Genomic DNA, 15,260 nt, shown 5'->3' on the forward strand with positions numbered 1-15,260 from the left:
GCCGCCCCGTCGCGCGCCTACCCGATTCACGACGCCGAGCGTCCCCGATTTAGATAGCGATCCCATCATGAGCAACAAGAAAGCCGATTCGAAACCGCAGGCCAAGTATCCGGTCAACCTGCTCGACACGCCGTTCCCGATGCGCGGCGACCTGCCCAAGCGCGAGCCGCAGTGGGTCAAGGAGTGGGAGGAGCGAGGCATCTACGAGAAGATCCGCGCGGCCAGCCAGGGCCGGCCGAAGTTCATCCTGCACGACGGCCCGCCGTATGCGAACGGCGACATCCACCTCGGCCACGCGGTCAACAAGATCCTGAAGGACATCGTCGTCAAGTCGCGCAACATGGCCGGCTTCGACGCGCCGTACGTGCCCGGCTGGGATTGCCACGGGATGCCGATCGAGATCCAGATCGAGAAGCAGTTCGGCAAGTCGCTGCCGGCGGCCGAGGTGATGAGCAAGGCGCGCGCGTACGCGACCGAGCAGATCGAGAAGCAGAAGGTCGGCTTCAAGCGCCTGGGCGTGCTCGGCGACTGGGCGAATCCGTACAAGACGATGAACTTCGTGAACGAGGCGGAAGAAATCCGCGCGCTCGGCAAGATCATCGAGAAGGGCTACGTGTACCGCGGGCTGAAGCCGGTCAACTGGTGCTTCGACTGCGGCTCGGCGCTCGCGGAAGCGGAAGTCGAGTACAAGGACCGCACCGACCCGACGATCGACGTGATGTTCGCGTTCGCGGAACCGGAAAAGACCGCGCACGCGTTCGGCCTGCCGGCGCTGCCGCGCGCCGACGGCGGCATCGTGATCTGGACCACCACGCCGTGGACGATTCCCGCCAACCAGGCGCTGAACCTCCATCCGGAAATCGTCTACGCGCTGGTCGACACCGAGCGCGGGCTGCTGATCATTGCGCAAGAGCGCGTCGAAGCCTGCATGGCCGACTTCAAGCTGACCGGCCGCGTCGTCGCGACCGCGCCCGGCGTGAAGCTCGCGAACCTGCGCTTCCACCACCCGCTCGCCTCGGCCCACCCCGGCTACCAGCGCACCGCGCCCGTCTATCTCGGCGACTACGTGACGACCGACACGGGTACCGGCGTCGTGCACTCGTCGCCCGCATACGGTATCGAGGACTTCCAGTCGTGCAAGGCGCACGGGATGACCGATTCCGACTTCATCAACCCGGTGATGGGCGACGGCCGCTATATCGAATCGCTGCCGCTGTTCGGCGGCCTGTCGATCTGGGACGCGAACCCGAAGATCGTCGACGCGCTGAACGCGGCCGGCTCGCTGCTGCGCAGCGAGAAGTACACGCACAGCTACATGCACTGCTGGCGCCACAAGACGCCGATCATCTACCGCGCGACGTCGCAGTGGTTTGCCGGCATGGACGTGACGCCGCGCGACGGCGGCAAGACGCTGCGCGAGACGGCGCTCGAAGGCGTCGACGCGACCGCGTTCTACCCGTCGTGGGGCAAGCAGCGCCTGTTCAGCATGATCGCGAACCGTCCCGACTGGACGCTGTCGCGCCAGCGCCAGTGGGGCGTGCCGATGGCGTTCTTCGTGCACAAGGAAACCGGCGAGCTGCACCCGCGCACGCTCGAGCTGCTCGAGGAAGTCGCGAAGCGCGTCGAGCAGTCGGGCATCGAGGCGTGGCAATCGCTCGACCCGCGCGAGCTGATCGGCGACGACGCGAACCTGTACGAAAAGAACCGCGACACGCTCGACGTGTGGTTCGATTCGGGCACGACGCACTGGCACGTGCTGCGCGGCTCGCACAAGGATCAGCTGCAGTTCCCGGCCGACCTGTACCTCGAAGGCTCGGACCAGCATCGCGGCTGGTTCCACTCGTCGCTCCTGACGGCATCGATGATCGACGGTCGCGCGCCGTACAAGGGCCTGCTCACGCACGGCTTCACGGTCGACGGCGAAGGCCGCAAGATGAGCAAGTCGCTCGGCAACGGCATCGACCCGCATGAAGTCGCGAACCGTCTCGGCGCGGAAATCATCCGCCTGTGGATCGCATCGACCGACTACTCGGGCGAACTCGCGATCTCCGAGGAAATCCTGAAGCGCGTAACGGAAGGCTATCGCCGCATCCGCAACACGCTGCGCTTCCTGCTCGCGAACCTGTCGGATTTCGATTTCGCGCAGCACGCGGTGCCGGTCGACGAATGGCTCGAGATCGACCGCTATGCGGTCGCGTTCTCGCAGCAACTGCAGACCGAACTGCTCGGCCACTACGAGAAGTACGAATTCCACCCGGTCGTCGCGAAGCTGCAGACGTACTGCTCGGAAGACCTCGGCGGCTTCTACCTCGACGTGCTGAAGGACCGCCTGTACACGAGCGCCGCCGATTCGCGCGCGCGCCGCTCCGCGCAAACCGCGCTGTATCACCTGACGCACGGCCTGCTGCGCGTGCTCGCGCCGTTCCTGTCGTTCACGGCGGAAGAAGCGTGGAAGGTGTTCCAGCCGGCGAGCGACACGATCTTCACGGAAACCTACTATGCGTATCCGGAAGTCGCCGGCTCGGCCGCGCTGATCGACAAGTGGGCGCTGCTGCGCGACGTGCGCGGCAACGTGACGAAGGCGCTCGAGGAAGCGCGCACCGCGAACCGCATCGGTTCGTCGCTGCAGGCCGAAGTGACCGTGCATGCGAGCGGCGCGCGCTACGACGCGCTGACGAGCCTCGGCGACGATCTCAAGTTCGTGCTGATCACGTCGGCGGCGACCGTCGTGAAGGTCGACGACGAAGCGCAGGAAAGCGTCGACGTGGCCGCGTCGAAGTACCAGAAGTGCGAGCGCTGCTGGCACTACCGTGAAGATGTCGGCGCGCACGCCGATCATCCGACGCTGTGCGGCCGCTGCTTCTCGAACCTGTTTGAAAACGGCGAAATCCGGAGCGCTGCTTAAATTATGGCGAAGACCCTGTCGAAACCGGCCAGCGGCGCGCTCGCGCCCTGGCTCGGCATTTCGCTGATCGTGATCCTGTTCGACCAGCTGTCGAAGATCGCGATCCTCAAGACATTCGCGTACGGCGCGCAGCATGCGCTGACGTCGTTCTTCAACCTCGTGCTGGTGTACAACCGCGGCGCCGCGTTCGGCTTCCTGTCGACCGCGAGCGGCTGGCAGCGCTGGGCGTTCACCGCGCTCGGCGTCGGCGCGACGCTCGTGATCTGCTTCCTGCTGAAGCGCCACGGCCACCAGCGGCTATTCAGCGTGTCGCTCGCGCTGATCCTCGGCGGCGCGCTCGGCAACGTGATCGACCGGCTCGTCTACGGCCACGTGATCGACTTCCTCGATTTTCACGTCGGCGCGTGGCACTTCCCGGCGTTCAACCTCGCCGATTCCGCGATCACGGTCGGCGCGGTGCTGCTGATCTACGACGAGCTGCGGCGCGTGCGCGGCGCGCGCTGAGCGCGCATACTCCGTGTCGACGGCCGGCTTCGCGCCGGCCGTTCCGTTTGACCCCAGGAGGCCTGAGTTGGCACACGCAGAACTCGCAGGAAAACACCTCGTTCTCGGCCTGACGGGCGGCATCGCCTGCTACAAGATCGCCGAACTCACGCGGCTGCTCGTGAAGGCCGGCGCGACCGTGCAGGTCGCGATGACCGACGCCGCCACCCAGTTCATCACGCCCGTCACGATGCAGGCGCTGTCGGGCCGGCCCGTCTATACGAGCCAGTGGGACGCGCGCATCGACAACAACATGGCGCACATCGACCTGTCGCGCGAAGCCGACGCGATCGTGATCGCGCCCGCGTCGACGGATTTCCTCGCGAAGCTCGCGCACGGGTTCGCCGACGATCTGTTGTCGACGCTGTGCGTCGCGCGCGACTGTCCGCTGCTCGTCGTGCCCGCAATGAACCGCCAGATGTGGCAGAACCCGGCCACGCAACGCAACGCCGCGCAATTGCGCGCGGACGGCGTGTCGGTGCTCGGCCCGGATTCGGGCGCGCAGGCCTGCGGCGAAGTCGGCGACGGCCGCATGCTCGAACCCGAGGCGATCTATGAAGCGATCGTCGCGCACTTCGCGCCGAAGGTGCTCGCGCACCGCCGCGTGCTGATCACGGCCGGGCCCACATTCGAACCGCTCGACCCGGTGCGCGGCCTGACGAACCGCTCCAGCGGCAAGATGGGTTTCGCGCTCGCGCGCGCCGCGCAACAGGCCGGCGCCGACGTGCATCTCGTCGCCGGGCCGGTCGCGCTCGACACGCCGTGGGGCGTGACCCGCCAGGACGTGCAGACCGCGCAGCAGATGTATGACGCGGTGATGCATGCCGTGAACGATGCCGACATCTTCATCGCGGTGGCCGCAGTCGCCGACTGGCGCGTCGACCAGCCGGCCGAGCACAAGATGAAGAAGACGGCCGACCGCAAGATGCCGGCGCTCGCGTTCGTCGAGAACCCCGACATCCTCGCATCGGTCGCGGCGCTGCCCGATGCGCCGTTCTGCGTCGGCTTCGCGGCCGAAAGCGGCGACCTCGACGTGCATGGCGACGAGAAGCGCAAGCGCAAGAACGTGCCGCTGCTCGTCGGCAACCTCGGCCCGCTGACGTTCGGGCGCGACGACAACGAAGTCGTGTTGTTCGAAGCGGCCGGCCTCACGCGCCTGCCGCGCGCGCCCAAAGACGAACTCGCGCATACGCTCGTGGCCGAAATCGCGAAGCGCCTGCCGGACAACCGCCTGATCTGATCCCTTGCGCGGCGGCAGACGCCGCCGCGCCCTTCCCGACCGATTCGACCACCGCATGAAACTCGACCTGAAGATTCTCGACGCGCGCATGCGCGATTACCTGCCCGCCTACGCGACCCCCGGCAGCGCCGGCCTCGACCTGCGCGCATGCCTCGACGCGCCGGTCACGCTGCAGCCGGGCGAAACCACGCTGGTGCCGACCGGCCTCGCGATCCACCTCGCCGATCCCGGCTATGCGGCGCTGATCCTGCCGCGCTCGGGCCTCGGCCACAAGCACGGGATCGTGCTCGGCAACCTCGTCGGCCTGATCGATTCCGACTACCAGGGCCAGTTGATGGTGTCGACGTGGAATCGCGGCCAGACCGAATTCGTGCTGAACCCGTTCGAACGCCTCGCGCAGCTCGTGATCGTGCCGGTCGTGCAGGCGCAATTCAACATCGTCGACGAGTTCACCGAGAGCGATCGCGGCGAAGGCGGGTTCGGCAGCACCGGCCGCCACTGAGCCACACAGCACGAAAAAAGGGGCCACGGCCCCTTTTTCTTTTTGCGCACCGCCACGTGCAGCCCGGTTGCGCGATTCGCGCAGGCGCGGGTTCGCGACGCCGCGGTCAGCGCGCGTGCTGGTGGCGGTAGTGCAACGCGTAGGCGAGCGTCAGCAGCACGACGAACACGACACCGACCACCATCGTCATCCGGAATTCGCGCGTGAAAGGGGTCGTCAGCAGGATCGCCGCGACGAGCCCCGCACCGGCCAGGCTGCCGAACGGGTGCCCCCACATCCGGAACGCGAGCGCAGGGCCGCGATACCGCGCACGGAACCGCAGGTGCGTGACGAAGATCATCAGCCACGTGAACAGCGCGCCGAACATCGCGATCGCCATCATCACGGTGAACGCGGTGTCGGGCGCGAGCGCGACCAGCACGGCCGCCACCGCGACGCCGCTCGTCGAGATCCACAGCGCGGCGCGCGGCACGCCGTTCGCGCCGAGCCGGCCGAACACCGCCGGCGCGAGTTGCGCGCGCGACAGGCTGAACATCATCCGCGTCGTCACGTAGAGCTGGCTGTTCATCGCCGACAGCGCCGCGATCAACAGCACGAAGTTGATCACGCCCGCCGCATACGGCACGTGCGTCGCGGCCATCACCTTCACGAACGGGCTTTCGTCGGTGCCGGCCTGCGTCCACGGCACGATCGCGAGCATCAGCGCGAGCGTCAGCAGGTAGAACAGCACGAGCCGGAACACCGTCGAGCGGAATGCGCGCGTGACCGCGTGCTGCGGATCGCGCGCCTCGCCGGCCGCGATCGCGACGGCCTCGATGCTCATGTAGCTGAAGATCGCGACGATCACGGCAACCCAGGTGCCCCACGGCCCCTTCGGCATGAAGCCGCCGTGCGCGGTGTAGTTCACGAAACCGATGCCCGATGCGGGCGGCGCCGACCACACGAGAAACGCGCCGAGCACGATGAACACGACGATCGCCGCGATCTTCAGCAGCGAGAACGCGTATTCGACCGTCCCGTACAGCGTGACGCTCGCGAGGTTCACGGCGATCAGCAGCGCGGAAAATCCGATCACCCAGTACCAGCCGGGCACGGCCGGGAACCAGTACTTCATGAACACGGCGATCGCGCTGATCTCGGTACCGATCGCGAACACGACCGCGAACCAGTACGCATAGCGCACCAGGAAGCCCGCGAGCGGGCCGACGTAATGCTCGGCATAGGCGCCGAACGAGCCGGCCGTCGGATGCGCGACCGTCATTTCCGCAAGCGCGCCCATCAGCAGCAGCGCAATCAGTGCGCCGATCGCATAGGAAAGCAGCACGCTCGGGCCCGCGAGCCCGATCGCAAACCCGCTGCCGAGGAACAGCCCCGTGCCGATCGCGCCACCGATCGCGATCATCGCCATCTGCCCCGACGTCAGCGCGTGGCGCAGCCCTTGTTCACGCGCGACGATAGCGTCGAACGACCGTTGTTGTTGTGTCACCGCGTAACCACTCCCCTGCCCCACCATCGCGCCGCCGGCGCCGGATAAAACGAAACGGCGCGGAGAACTTCCCGCGCCGTTCGCATGAACAACGAATTATCGCTTACTCGACTTCGACCGTCTCTTCGTTCGGCTTGTGCGGCGGATTCGCCAGCTTGTCGAACGACAACTGCACCTTGTCGTTTTCGTCGACGTCGACCGTCACATGACCGCCGTTGAGAAGCTTGCCGAACAGCAGCTCGTCGGCCAGTGCACGCCGGATCGTGTCCTGGATCAGCCGCTGCATCGGCCGCGCGCCCATCAGCGGGTCGAAGCCGTGCTTCGCGAGATGCTTGCGCAACGCGTCGGTGAAGAGCGCGTCGACCTTCTTCTCGTGCAGCTGTTCCTCGAGCTGGATCAGGAACTTGTCGACCACGCGCATGATGATTTCCTCATCGAGCGAGCGGAAGCTGATGATCGCATCCAGCCGGTTGCGGAACTCCGGCGTGAACAGGCGCTTGATGTCGGTCATCTCGTCGCCGGTTTCGCGGCGCGTCGTGAAGCCGATCGTCGCCTTCTGCATCGACTCGGCGCCCGCGTTCGTCGTCATGATGATGATGACGTTGCGGAAATCCGCCTTGCGGCCGTTGTTGTCCGTCAGCGTGCCGTGGTCCATCACCTGCAGCAGCACGTTGAAGATGTCCGGATGCGCCTTCTCGATTTCATCGAGCAGCAGCACGCAATGCGGCTTCTTCGTGACGGCTTCGGTCAGCAGGCCGCCCTGGTCGAACCCGACGTAGCCCGGCGGCGCGCCGATCAACCGGCTCACCGCGTGACGTTCCATGTATTCCGACATGTCGAAGCGGATCAGCTCGATGCCGAGCGTGAACGCCAGCTGGCGCGCCACTTCGGTCTTGCCGACGCCCGTCGGGCCGGAGAACAGGAACGCGCCGATCGGCTTGTCCATCTTGCCGAGGCCCGCGCGCGCCATCTTGATCGACGCCGCGAGCGCGTCGATCGCCGGATCCTGGCCGAACACGACGCTCTTCAGGTCGCGGTCGAGCGTCTGCAGCTTGCTGCGATCGTCCTGCGACACGCTTTGCGCCGGCACGCGCGCGATCTTCGAGATGATTTCCTCGATCTCGCCCTTGCCGATCGTCTTCTTCTGCTTCGACTTCGGCAGGATGCGCTGCGCGGCGCCCGCCTCGTCGATCACGTCGATCGCCTTGTCCGGCAGGTGACGGTCGGTGATGAAGCGCGCCGACAGCTCGGCCGCGGCCGACAGCGCACCCGACGAATACTTGACGCCGTGGTGCTCCTCGAAGCGCGACTTCAGCCCGCGCAGGATCGCGACCGTCTGCTCGACGCTCGGCTCCGTCACGTCGACCTTCTGGAAGCGCCGCGACAGCGCCGCATCCTTCTCGAAGATGCCGCGATACTCGGTGAACGTGGTTGCGCCGATGCACTTGAGCGTGCCCGACGACAACGCCGGCTTCAGCAGGTTCGACGCATCGAGCGTGCCGCCCGACGCGGCGCCCGCGCCGATCAGCGTATGGATTTCGTCGATGAACAGGATCGCGTGCGGACGCTCCTTGAGCTCCTTCAGCACCGTCTTCAGACGCTGCTCGAAATCGCCGCGGTACTTGGTGCCCGCCAGCAGCGCGCCCATGTCGAGCGAGTACACCTGCGCGTTCGCGAGGATGTCCGGCACTTCGCCGCGCGTGATCCGATACGCGAGCCCTTCGGCGATCGCGGTCTTGCCGACACCGGCTTCGCCGACGAGCAGCGGATTGTTCTTGCGGCGGCGGCACAGCACCTGCACGACGCGCTCGACCTCGGGCTCGCGGCCGATCAGCGGATCGATGCGGCCGTCCTTCGCCATCTGGTTCAGGTTCTGCGTGAACTGCGCGAGCGGCGTTTCCTTCTGCGCGTTCGCGTCTTCGCTTTCCGCGTTCGCGTCGGTCGACTTCGCGGCTTCGCCGCTGTTCGTCTTCGCGATGCCGTGCGAAATGAAGTTCACCACGTCGAGGCGCGTGACGCCCTGCTGCTGCAGGTAGTACACGGCATGCGAATCCTTCTCGCCGAAGATCGCGACCAGCACGTTCGCGCCCGTCACTTCCTTCTTGCCGTTCGACGTCGACTGGACGTGCATGATCGCGCGCTGGATCACGCGCTGGAAACCGAGCGTCGGCTGGGTATCGACATCGTCGGTGCCCGGGACGGTAGGTGTGTTGTCGTGGATGAAATTGCGCAGGTTCTGACGCAGGTCCTCGATGTTTGCCGCGCACGCGCGCAACACCTCGGCCGCCGTCGGATTATCCAGCAGGGCCAGCAGCAGATGCTCGACCGTAATGAACTCATGGCGCGCCTGGCGTGCTTCCATGAACGCCATGTGCAGGCTGACTTCCAATTCCTGGGCAATCATGCTTCCTCCATCACGCACTGCAGCGGATGCCCTGCCTGCCGCGCATGGGTAACGACTTGCTCAACCTTGGTCGACGCGATGTCCCGCGTATAGACCCCACATACCCCTCGTCCTTCGCGATGGACCTTCAGCATGATCTGCGTGGCCGTCTCGCGATCCTTCTTGAAATACTCCTGGACCACCATCACGACGAACTCCATCGGGGTGAAGTCGTCGTTCAGCAGCACCACCTTGTACATCGAAGGCGGCTTCAGCTTCTGCTGCTTGCGTTCCAGGACGGTACTGTCCTGCTTGTCCGGGATAATCGCCATACACCCATTCTAAACAACTCGGACAGGCCCGCAATCCTGCCATTACCCGACCGACCGGCCGGCGCCCTCCCCGGTATCCCGGAACACGCGATCGCCTTCGCGCCATACGAAAGCCGGCTGCGGTGCCGGCTTTCACGCGTGGCGCGGAACACGAACCGTCAGGGGGAATCGCACCGGAACGTCGTGTCCGCATCCAGTATCCCACAAGCCGGGACGACTCGAACGCGTGTCACTCGAGCCTGGTATATGAGCCGATTATGCGGCTTTTCAAGCCCTCGCGCTTGGCCGCATGCAGCCAGGCAAAGCCGGAAAAACCCTGAAAATGGGTTCTTTACAACGACCCTCTAAACGTCTAAAAATTCCACTTGACACTCCAATAAAGAGCGCCAACAATCAAGCTGGCACTTTTTTCAATTCGCCGGTTGGCGAAACGAAAGGGGCCGAGGTGAGCTTGTGAGGGGGGAACGGCTGCATTTTCCGGTCGTTTAGCTTTTCGAGCGTGCTCGTGGTAAGTAGCAGCGACTGTGTGACAGGGGAAGTAGGAAATGGCAACTGGTATCGTTAAATGGTTCAACGACGCGAAGGGCTTCGGTTTCATCACTCCCGACGAGGGCGGTGAGGATCTGTTTGCGCACTTCTCGGCTATCACCATGAATGGCTTCAAGACGCTGAAGGAAGGCCAGAAGGTGAGCTTTGACGTCGTCCAAGGGCCGAAGGGCAAGCAAGCGTCGAACATCCAGGCCGTATAAGGCATCGGATATCTGACGAAGAAACCCGGCGCATTGCGCCGGGTTTCTTTTTTTGAGGCCGGCCCGTCGATAATCGATTGGCCGGCCTTTTCGTTCAATCCCGACCGTTGAACGCATATTGTCTCGTCGCGCATGCAGATCGGATAACGAATCCGCGCGTGAAACGCATTCGCGGCTTAGTTACACGACCTTCAGCGTGCCCATCATGCCGAGATCCTCGTGTTCGAGAATATGGCAGTGAAACATGCGCTCGCCCGGCATGTCTTGCGTGACGAGAATCGACACGGTTTCGCCGCTGCGCACGTTCACCGTATCGCGCCATGCGCGGAACGGCTCGCTCGTGCGTGAACCACCCGACGCCCGCTCGATCACCTGGAACTGCGTGCCGTGCAAATGGAACGGGTGATCCATGTCCGTCGTATTGCGGATCTCCCAGCGCTCGACGTCGCCGCGGCGGCTCGTCAGCGTCGCGCGGTGCGGCGCGTAGGTGTCGCCGTTGATCGTGAAGCGCATGCCCGCCGGGCGGCCGTGGGCCGCGCCCTTCATCATCGCGTCCATGTCCATTTCCTCGCCGAACGCAACCGTCTTGTGCGCGGCCGGTTCGCCCAGCGGCCGCACCGCGCGCAGCGTGGCAGGCAGCGCGCGGGCCGCGGCGGGCGCGAACGCGACGTCGGCCAGCGCCAGCGCCGGGTCGGGCGGCAGGCTGCCGTGACCGTCGTCGTGCGACATCGCCATCTTGCGGCGGTCGTACTCGGCCGCCTGCAGCACCGCGCGCGACGCACGGTCGCCGGCGCGGACCAGCAGCTCCGCGCGCTCGCCCGGCGCAATCAGCAGCGACGTCACGCGCCGCGGCGCATCGAACAATCCGCCGTCGGTGCCCACGTGCTCGAACGCGCGGCCGTCGTCGAACGCGATGCGCAGGTAGCGTGCGCTGCACGCGTTCCAGACCCGCCAGCGTTCGTCGCCCGCGACATCGATGCGCGGCCGGCGCGCGCCATTGACCAGCACGAACTGGCCTTCACGGCCGTTCATCCAGTCCATCATGTCGTTCGGCGCAATCGTGCCGTCGCGTGCAAGCTTCAGGTCCGACACGAACAGGTGGCGCTCGGGCCAGCCGGCGAGCGGATCGTCCGCGGCGCGCACGACGAACGGGCCGGCCAGCCCGCGGAACACCTGCTCGGCGGTCATCATGTGCGGATGCGGGTGGTACCAGTAGGTGCCGGCGCTGCCCTTCGGCAGCGTGAAGCGATACACGCGCGACGCGCCGGGCGCGACGGGATCGGACGGGTTGCCGTCCTGGTCGGGCGGCACCGGCAGGCCGTGCCAGTGGATCGTCGACGGCTGCGGCAGCTTGTTGACGAACCTGATCTCGACCGTATCGCCCTCGCGCACGTCGATCAGCGGGCCGACAACGGGCCCTTGCGTGCCCACGCCGAACTGCCAGAACGCGGTCGGCCGCGCGCCGCGCAGCAGCGGTCGCGCCACCGGTTGAGCAACCAGCGTGGCCCGGAACGTGCCGGGCTCGCGGCTTTCGTTGGCGAGCGTGCGCAACGTCGCGAGCGGCGCGCCGGCCGGCAGCGCGTCGGCGGCCGCGAGCGCGCCCGGTGCGAGCTTGCCGTGCTGCGCGTGCGCCGACATCCCTGACATACCCGTCATGCCCGGCATGTCGTCCATCGAATCCATGCCGGCCATGCCCGCGTGACCGGCATGCTGCGCCCATGCGGTGCGCGCGAACAGCGATGCGGCCGCGACACCGATGGTGCGCGACAGGAAGGTTCTCCGTCTCATCAATCGATCCTCGTCGTTCATACAGCGCCGCGCGACAGCCGCGGCGGTCACGTCATCATAACCGCAGGGCCGGATCGAAAAGCGCTGCCGCCGGGCGGGCGGCGATACGCCGCAGCAAGCATCGCTACCGCGCCGGATGCGGCGCGACGATCAGCATCGCCAAACGACGCTTCGGCAGCCATCGCTGCTCATCTGCCGTCCCTTTGCGCGTTGCGCCCGCCCCCACGTCCCCCCATCCGCTGCATCGACGATCCGTCAACCCGTCAATTTTTCACGATGCGGAACAAGTCCCTGCGTTATAAAAATTCGTGGTGCAGGGCACAAATTTCCCGTTTCGCGATGCCGAAAAACGTTCCGCCATACAAAACGATGTCAATAATTATTTGTTTTTAAAAGAGAATTTTTGTTTCGAGAAGCCGTTCTACATGCACCATCCGGGCGAGTCGCGGACGTAGACTTTGTTCCATGCACTGACGCTTCGCCACGACGTTCGACACGGAACCCGGCGCAAAGCAGTCAGTCGGGCCACGGCCGGTCGATCCGGCAGGCGGCACAACAGAATCGCTTGTGATCAGAAAGGGAGAACGGAAATGAAGGGATTTCGCTTTGGTTCAGCGCTCGGGTCGTTCTACATCCTGCCGGCAAACGGCGGCTGGGAAGCGACGTTCGGCAACGCTTCGCTCGGTGCGTTCTCGTGCCCCGAAGTCGCAGCCGACCGCATCTCCCGCGGCGACTGCGCGCAGCCGTCCGAACTGGACACGGCCACGCTCGAAGTGCCGGACGAAATCGCCGAATGGGAAATCGTTCACGTCTGAATGGCACGCCTGCAACGAAAAACGCCCCGGGCGACCGGGGCGTTTTTATTGGGTGTCGGGCGGCGAACGGCTCACCGCGCCGCGTCGACACACACATCGGCTCGCGCGAGTGCGCGCCCGGGGTCAGGCGACCGCGTCGACGATGCCGTTCAGCGTCGCGCTCGGGCGCATGGCCTGGCTCGTCAGGTCGACGTTCGGACGGTAGTAGCCGCCGATCGCCTGCGGCTTGCCTTGCGCGGCCGCCAGTTCCTCCAGGATGCGCGCTTCGCTGTCGGACAGCGCCTTCGCCACGCCCTCGAACTGTGCCTTCAGCGCGGCGTCCTCGGTCTGCTCGGCCAGCGCCTGCGCCCAGTACAGGCACAGGTAGAAGTGGCTGCCGCGGTTGTCGAGGCCGCCGACCTTGCGCGCCGGCGACTTGTTCTCGTCCAGGAACTTGCCGGTCGCCTGGTCGAGCGTCTTCGCGAGCACGAGCGCCTTCGGGTTCTGGTACGCGTTGCCGAGGTGCTCGAGCGACGCGGCCAGTGCGAGGAATTCGCCGAGCGAATCCCAGCGCAGGAAGCCTTCCTCGACGAACTGCTGCACGTGCTTCGGCGCGGAGCCGCCCGCCCCCGTTTCGAACATCCCGCCGCCGGCCATCAGCGGCACGATCGACAGCATCTTCGCGCTGGTGCCGAGCTCCATGATCGGGAACAGGTCGGTCAGGTAGTCGCGCAGCACGTTGCCGGTGACCGAGATCGTGTCCTTGCCCGCGCGGATGCGCTCGAGCGAGAAGCGGGTCGCGTCTTCCGGCGTCATGATGCGGATGTCGAGGCCGTTCGTGTCGTGATCCTTCAGGTAGCGTTCGACCTTCGCGATGATCTGCGCATCGTGCGCGCGCGCCGGATCGAGCCAGAACACGGCCGGCGCGCCGGTCGCACGGGCGCGGTTGACCGCGAGCTTGACCCAGTCCTGCACCGGCGCGTCCTTCGTCTGGCACATGCGCCAGATGTCGCCCGCCTCGACCGCGTGCTCGAGCAGCACGTTGCCGGCTTCGTCGGTGACGCGCACGACGCCGTCCGCCGGGATCTGGAACGTCTTGTCGTGCGAACCGTATTCCTCGGCCGCCTGCGCCATCAGGCCGACGTTCGGCACGCTGCCCATCGTGACCGGATCGAACGCGCCGTGCTGCTTGCAGTCCTCGATCACGGCCTGGTAGACGCCCGCGTAGCAGCGGTCCGGAATCACCGCCTTCGCGTCGTACAGTTGGCCGTCCGGGCCCCACATGCCGCCCGAATCGCGGATCATCGCCGGCATCGATGCGTCGACGATCACGTCGCTCGGCACGTGCAGGTTCGTGATGCCCTTGTCCGAGTTGACCATCGCGAGGCGCGGGCGCACCGCGTACTCGGCCTTGACGTCGGCTTCGATCGCTTCGCGCGTGTCGGCCGGCAGGTCCTTCAGGCGCGCGTACAGGTCGCCGATCCCGTTGTTCGGGTTGAAGCCGACCTTCGCCAGCACGTCCGCGTGCTTCGCGAGCGCGTCGCGGTAGAACACCGACACGAAGTGACCGAACAGGATCGGGTCCGAGACCTTCATCATGGTCGCCTTCAGGTGCACCGAGAACAGCACGTCCTGCGCCTTCGCGTCGGCGATCTGCGCTTCGATGAAGCGGCGCAGCGCGTTGCGGCTCATCACCGACGCGTCGATCACTTCACCGGCCTTCACGGCCGTCTTTTCCTTCAGCACCTTCTTCGCGCCGTCGGTCGTCGTCAGTTCGATCTTCACGCTGCCGACATCGGCGATCAGCGCCGACTTCTCGCTGCCGTAGAAATCGCCTTCGGTCATGTGCGCCACGTGGGCCTTCGACGTGGCCTTCCACGCGCCCATCTTGTGCGGATGCTTGCGTGCGTAGTTCTTGACCGACAGCGGCGCGCGGCGGTCGGAGTTGCCTTCGCGCAGCACCGGGTTCACCGCGCTGCCCTTGATCTTGTCGTAGCGCGCCTTGACGGCCTTCTCTTCGTCCGTCGACGGATCTTCCGGATAGGCCGGCAGCGCGTAGCCCTGCGCCTGCAGTTCGGCGATCGCGGCCTTCAACTGCGGCACCGATGCGCTGATGTTCGGCAGCTTGATGATGTTCGCTTCCGGCTTCAGCGTGAGCTGGCCCAGTTCGGCCAGATCGTCGGAACCCTTCTGCTCCGACGGCAGGACGTCTGCGAATGCCGCGATGATGCGGCCGGCGAGCGAGATGTCGCGCGTTTCGACGGCGACGCCCGACGAACGCGTGAAGGCCTTGACGATCGGCAGCAGCGAATAGGTCGCGAGCGCCGGCGCTTCGTCGGTGAGGGTGTAGATGATCTTGGGCGAAGTGGACATGGTGGTCAAAGCATTGCTACGTGATGATGGGACTGAAGAGCGCCGGCGGTAACCGGCGGGAAGCGACCGGGTCGATCGCGAAAGGGGCGCGCCGGCTCAGCCGGGCGGTGGTGTTGCGAGGGCCGTCATGTTCTACCTTGCAGGGCTTGCGGGCCGCTTCGCGGC

11 protein-coding genes are annotated in these 15,260 nt (G+C 65.8%); 6 read left to right on the top strand and 5 right to left on the bottom strand.

The annotated features are described in order from the left end of the window. Positions 1–67 precede the first annotated feature (67 nt). From ileS to dut, 4 genes are all read left to right on the top strand, one after another. Positions 68–2,905, top strand: a complete 2,838-nt coding sequence (gene ileS / locus J8I33_RS06520; protein WP_209933969.1) for an isoleucine--tRNA ligase — start codon at positions 68–70, stop codon at positions 2,903–2,905. Between the two features lie 3 nt (positions 2,906–2,908). Next, positions 2,909–3,409 (top strand): signal peptidase II, encoded by a 501-nt coding sequence (lspA, locus tag J8I33_RS06525; RefSeq protein WP_050017544.1) that lies wholly within the window; start codon positions 2,909–2,911, stop codon positions 3,407–3,409. Positions 3,410–3,476: 67 nt separating this feature from the next. Continuing rightward, positions 3,477–4,688 (top strand): bifunctional phosphopantothenoylcysteine decarboxylase/phosphopantothenate--cysteine ligase CoaBC, encoded by a 1,212-nt coding sequence (gene coaBC, locus J8I33_RS06530; RefSeq protein ID WP_050017545.1) that lies wholly within the window; start codon positions 3,477–3,479, stop codon positions 4,686–4,688. A 55-nt stretch (positions 4,689–4,743) separates the two neighbouring features. Beyond that, positions 4,744–5,190: a dUTP diphosphatase gene (dut, locus tag J8I33_RS06535; RefSeq protein ID WP_050017546.1), complete on the top strand. Its 447-nt coding sequence runs from the start codon at positions 4,744–4,746 to the stop codon at positions 5,188–5,190. A 106-nt stretch (positions 5,191–5,296) separates the two neighbouring features. Here dut and J8I33_RS06540 read toward each other — a convergent pair whose 3' ends face one another. From J8I33_RS06540 to clpS, 3 genes are all read right to left on the bottom strand, one after another. Beyond that, positions 5,297–6,676, bottom strand: a complete 1,380-nt coding sequence (locus J8I33_RS06540) for an amino acid permease (RefSeq protein ID WP_209933976.1) — start codon at positions 6,674–6,676, stop codon at positions 5,297–5,299. Between the two features lie 103 nt (positions 6,677–6,779). Next, the gene (clpA, locus tag J8I33_RS06545; protein WP_050017548.1) at positions 6,780–9,080 is read right to left on the bottom strand and encodes an ATP-dependent Clp protease ATP-binding subunit ClpA; all 2,301 of its coding nucleotides are present in this window, start codon (positions 9,078–9,080) and stop codon (positions 6,780–6,782) included. Continuing rightward, positions 9,077–9,391 carry an ATP-dependent Clp protease adapter ClpS gene (gene clpS, locus J8I33_RS06550; RefSeq protein ID WP_006398529.1) on the bottom strand — a complete coding sequence of 105 codons (315 nt, stop codon included), beginning with the start codon at positions 9,389–9,391 and terminating at the stop codon, positions 9,077–9,079. The genes clpA and clpS overlap by 4 nt, the downstream gene beginning before the upstream one ends. 545 nt (positions 9,392–9,936) lie before the next feature. Here clpS and J8I33_RS06555 point away from each other — a divergent pair. Next, positions 9,937–10,140: a cold-shock protein gene (locus J8I33_RS06555; RefSeq protein WP_006488945.1), complete on the top strand. Its 204-nt coding sequence runs from the start codon at positions 9,937–9,939 to the stop codon at positions 10,138–10,140. A 180-nt stretch (positions 10,141–10,320) separates the two neighbouring features. Here the strand turns inward: J8I33_RS06555 and J8I33_RS06560 are convergent, their stop codons facing one another. Further along, entirely contained in the window at positions 10,321–11,928 is a 1,608-nt protein-coding gene (locus J8I33_RS06560; protein ID WP_209933983.1) for a multicopper oxidase family protein, read from the bottom strand. A gap of 590 nt (positions 11,929–12,518) precedes the next feature. Here J8I33_RS06560 and J8I33_RS06565 point away from each other — a divergent pair. Next, positions 12,519–12,743 carry a hypothetical protein gene (locus tag J8I33_RS06565; protein WP_006478028.1) on the top strand — a complete coding sequence of 75 codons (225 nt, stop codon included), beginning with the start codon at positions 12,519–12,521 and terminating at the stop codon, positions 12,741–12,743. Positions 12,744–12,866: 123 nt separating this feature from the next. Here the strand turns inward: J8I33_RS06565 and J8I33_RS06570 are convergent, their stop codons facing one another. Beyond that, positions 12,867–15,095: an NADP-dependent isocitrate dehydrogenase gene (locus J8I33_RS06570; RefSeq protein ID WP_209933990.1), complete on the bottom strand. Its 2,229-nt coding sequence runs from the start codon at positions 15,093–15,095 to the stop codon at positions 12,867–12,869. Positions 15,096–15,260 lie beyond the last annotated feature (165 nt).

Source organism: Burkholderia sp. AcTa6-5 (genome assembly GCF_017815075.1).
Classification (GTDB): domain Bacteria; phylum Pseudomonadota; class Gammaproteobacteria; order Burkholderiales; family Burkholderiaceae; genus Burkholderia; species Burkholderia sola.

Excerpts from the sequence above, each read along its gene's own strand:
- ileS (WP_209933969.1), top strand. The coding sequence starts at position 68 with ATGAGCAACAAGAAAGCCGATTCGAAACCGCAGGCCAAGTATCCGGTC.
- J8I33_RS06555 (WP_006488945.1), top strand. The coding sequence starts at position 9,937 with ATGGCAACTGGTATCGTTAAATGGTTCAACGACGCGAAGGGCTTCGGT.
- J8I33_RS06570 (WP_209933990.1), bottom strand. The coding sequence starts at position 15,095 with ATGTCCACTTCGCCCAAGATCATCTACACCCTCACCGACGAAGCGCCG.
- clpS (WP_006398529.1), bottom strand. The coding sequence starts at position 9,391 with ATGGCGATTATCCCGGACAAGCAGGACAGTACCGTCCTGGAACGCAAG.
- lspA (WP_050017544.1), top strand. The coding sequence starts at position 2,909 with ATGGCGAAGACCCTGTCGAAACCGGCCAGCGGCGCGCTCGCGCCCTGG.
- dut (WP_050017546.1), top strand. The coding sequence starts at position 4,744 with ATGAAACTCGACCTGAAGATTCTCGACGCGCGCATGCGCGATTACCTG.
- clpA (WP_050017548.1), bottom strand. The coding sequence starts at position 9,080 with ATGATTGCCCAGGAATTGGAAGTCAGCCTGCACATGGCGTTCATGGAA.
- J8I33_RS06565 (WP_006478028.1), top strand. The coding sequence starts at position 12,519 with ATGAAGGGATTTCGCTTTGGTTCAGCGCTCGGGTCGTTCTACATCCTG.
- J8I33_RS06560 (WP_209933983.1), bottom strand. The coding sequence starts at position 11,928 with ATGAGACGGAGAACCTTCCTGTCGCGCACCATCGGTGTCGCGGCCGCA.